This is a genomic window from Actinocrinis sp. (assembly GCF_035650855.1).
Classification (GTDB): domain Bacteria; phylum Actinomycetota; class Actinomycetes; order Streptomycetales; family Catenulisporaceae; genus Actinocrinis.
Genome location: NZ_DASRGV010000372.1, coordinates 1 through 3,136 on the forward strand (window position 1 = coordinate 1; position 3,136 = coordinate 3,136).

At 68.6% G+C, this 3,136-nt stretch carries 3 protein-coding genes and 1 pseudogene; 1 reads left to right on the forward strand and 3 read right to left on the reverse strand.

What is annotated here, in order from left to right:
- Both VFB40_RS26220 and VFB40_RS26225 read right to left on the reverse strand, forming a co-directional pair.
- A pseudogene (locus tag VFB40_RS26220) lies at window positions 1-623 on the reverse strand (hypothetical protein); the annotation flags it as partial.
- Between the two features lie 42 nt (window positions 624-665).
- Window positions 666-950, reverse strand: coding sequence for a hypothetical protein (locus VFB40_RS26225; RefSeq protein WP_324855278.1), 285 nt, complete (start codon window positions 948-950; stop codon window positions 666-668).
- 299 nt (window positions 951-1,249) lie between these two features.
- On the opposite strand from VFB40_RS26225, the gene VFB40_RS26230 reads away from it, so the two are divergent.
- Window positions 1,250-2,302, forward strand: a complete 1,053-nt coding sequence (locus VFB40_RS26230; protein WP_324855281.1) for an alpha/beta hydrolase family protein — start codon at window positions 1,250-1,252, stop codon at window positions 2,300-2,302.
- On the opposite strand, the gene VFB40_RS26235 is transcribed toward VFB40_RS26230, so the two are convergent.
- On the reverse strand, window positions 2,274-3,136 hold an 863-nt coding region (locus tag VFB40_RS26235), incomplete at its 5' end, for a beta galactosidase jelly roll domain-containing protein (protein WP_324855283.1). The two genes, VFB40_RS26230 and VFB40_RS26235, sit on opposite strands and share 29 nt — an antisense overlap.

Below are 3,136 nucleotides of genomic sequence, written 5' to 3' on the forward strand. Positions count from 1 at the left end.
GCCGAGATCCAGGTGGCGCCGCCGTCCGTCGACGTCCACAGTCGCAGCTCCTTGACAGGCGCCGATCCGGATCCTGCGACGCGCGAAGCGGTCAGGATCGCCGTGTCGCCGTCCGGGTGGTCGTCCAGGCCGAGCGGCAGATCGTAGTCGATCGTCAGCAGCGGGATCCTGCGTAGTTTCGGTCCGACCGGCGCCGACGAGTGGAAGGTCCACGTGGTGCTGGTCTGCGTGGAGACCGGGATGGCGGCCGTGGATTCGTCGTAGACCAGCCGGTACGTGCCGGGGCCGGCCGGCACGGCGAAGTCCGCGACCGAGGAGGCCGCCGTGCCCAGCAGGTCGGCGCCGTGGTAGAGCCGCATCGCCTCGGTGGTCGCTCCGAACAACCCGAGGCAGTCATAACCGTCCGCCAGGTTCTGCAGGTCGACCAGCTCGACGTGAATGTTGCCCGCCGCCCTGGTGGAAGGCTGCGGCGCGCAGGCGCTCTCCGACAGCTCCGTGCCGGAGTACGGTCCCGGCCGGAAGACCTGCTTCGCCCACTCGGCGGCGCGCTTGCTGCCGGGGGCGTAGTGCGTGAAGCCGGGGATCTCGGTCACCCACGCGTAGGTGTTCTTCTGGCCGTTCACGGTGATCGGCGGCGCGGCTTCCTGATTCCAGCCGATACCCGGCTACGTCGAAACGTAGTCGGTGCGCGTCGAACCGCCCGGCACTGTGCCCGAGAACTCGAGAGCCAGGAACCCGCTGTCGGTCAGGCCGTAGCGATTCTCGCCGTACGGCGTGGTGTCGCCGTCGATGCCGTAGAAGCGCTCGTCGACCTCGGCCAGGTGGGACTGGACCGCGGGCGTCACGGTGTACGTCAACGAATCCGGAATCCGGTCGCCGAGGTTGTAGGAGAGGTCGTACACGCACGTGGCCGTATTGCGCAGATGTAGAGACGCATCAATGCGGCTCACGGTCGCATAGTGCTGTCATGGCTCGGCCTAACCCGACCGAAATTCGTGCTAGCCCCACTGTTGATCGTCGTGGTGACGCCGTCGCCGGGACAGACACGCCACGGCGAGCATGAAGAGGCCCGATTCTCGCTCTGTCGCAATACGGGGGTTAAGCCGTGCGAGCTGCTTTCGCCACCACCTGCGTGGCCTTACTCACCATCACCACGGCGTCCGGTACCAGCGTCGCTGCCGCTGGCACCACGGCACAAACGGGAGCGCTGACTCTCCCGGCGCCGACGGGGGTCCACCAGGTCGGAGTCGTGGATCTGCACCTGATCGACCGGTCCCGGCCGGAGCGATGGGACCCGCCAAAGCCCTATCGAGAGCTGATGGTCAGCGTCGTCTATCCGGCGCGCGACGCGCAGCACTACCCGGTGGCGCCGCAGATGACGCCCGGCGTCGCAGCAGGCTTCGATGCTTTGGCCGGGCCGGGGAACTACAGCGTGCCGCCGCACACGGTCGACTGGTCGGCGACGCTCACACACGAGCACGCGGGAGCTCCGGTCCTCGGCGGACGCCATCCGGTCGTGCTGTACTCGCCCGGCGCCGTTGACGTGCGCTCCTGGGACACGACCCTGGTCGACCAGTTGGCCAGCGAGGGATACGTCGTGGTCACCATCGATCCGACGTACGAGTCCCCGGCCGTGGAGTTCCCCGGCGGCCGGATCATCGACAGCGACATCATGACCTGGTATCAGAAGGCGGATAGTGACGGCACGGTACCCGAGTTCCTGCAGGCGCTGGAGGAGACCAGGGTCGCCGACACCGAGTTCGTGCTCGACCAGCTCGACGCGCTCGCGACGGGGCGCAACCCGGACGCCGAGCACCGTCCACTACCGGCGGGCCTCGGCAGCGCGCTCGACACCCGGCACGTTGGGATGTTCGGCCACTCCGCGGGCGGATTCACCGCGCTGGAAGCGATGTATCAGGACCCGCGCATCGCGGCCGGGATCGACATGGACGGAACGCTGGAGTACACGCAGATCCCGGACGGCACGCACCTTTCCCCGGTAGCGCGGCACGGACTGACGCGCCCGTTCCTGCTCCTCGGCAGCGCGGGCCCGGGCGGGTCCAACCACGTGGCCGAGCCTTCCTGGGCTTCGCTGTGGCAGCACAGCACCGGTTGGCATCAGGACGTGACGCTCCCGGGAACCCGGCACGGTTCCTACACCGACGCCGAGGCGCTGATCCCTCAGCTCGCTGACAAGCTGTCGGCTGCCACGGTGACCGGTGACATCGGTTGCGCGAACCCTTCGCTCACGATCGCGGCGGAGCGCGAGCTGATCAGTGCCTTCTTCCATCGGTGGCTGTAAGAGGCAGATTGGCGACGGGCACGCCGCCCGCGGCGAGGCCGAGCAGCGTGAGGCTGACGCTGCTCGGCCCGGCCGGCGTCGTGCCATCGCGCAGCACCGCGAGAGCCAGGGTGTTGCGACCGCGACCGCGCAGAATGCCGTTGGGCAGCACGAAGGTGTGCTGTGGTCCCACGTCGTTGATGTACTGCCCGACATTCCAGCCGTTGAGGAAGATCTGCACCCGGTAGGCGCGCGCCGGATCGTCGGTCAGCGTCAGCCCGATGGAGGCGTCGACTCCGTGCGGCACAGCCAGGTTGAAGGTCGTGCGCAGCCAGCTGACGCCCTGGCTGTCGTCCGCCTGAGGCAGGCTGACTTGCTGCCAGGCGCCGTCGGCGAAGGCCGGCAGGTGCCAGCCGGAGCGCTCACCGTAGAGTCCGCCGTTGTTCAGCGGGCCGCGCAGCGGATCGGCCGAAGCCGTGTCAGCTCCCTGAATCCGCCAGGTCACGGCTGGAGTCGCGCCCGAGAAAGTGGCGGCGGTCAGTCCGCGCGCCGCCTTGTGCGCGTCGTTCGATCCACCGTCCTCGCTGTGCGCCATCGGCCGCACGAGCACCGCGAGCACATGCGCGCCCGAGTCGCTGAGCGTGGAGGGAACAGCGAAAGTCGCGGTGGCGGTCCACGTGCTCTGCGAATCCTGCGCCTTGGTCGGCACCGGCTGCCGGTGCGTGCCCAGCGGCACACCGTCCAGCCAGGCCATCAACATGCCCTGGGTGCCCGACGAGTAGGAGAGGCTGACGCTTTGCACGCCGGCGGCGGCCGTGTAATAACCCCGATACCAGACGTCGCCGTAGTGGAAGC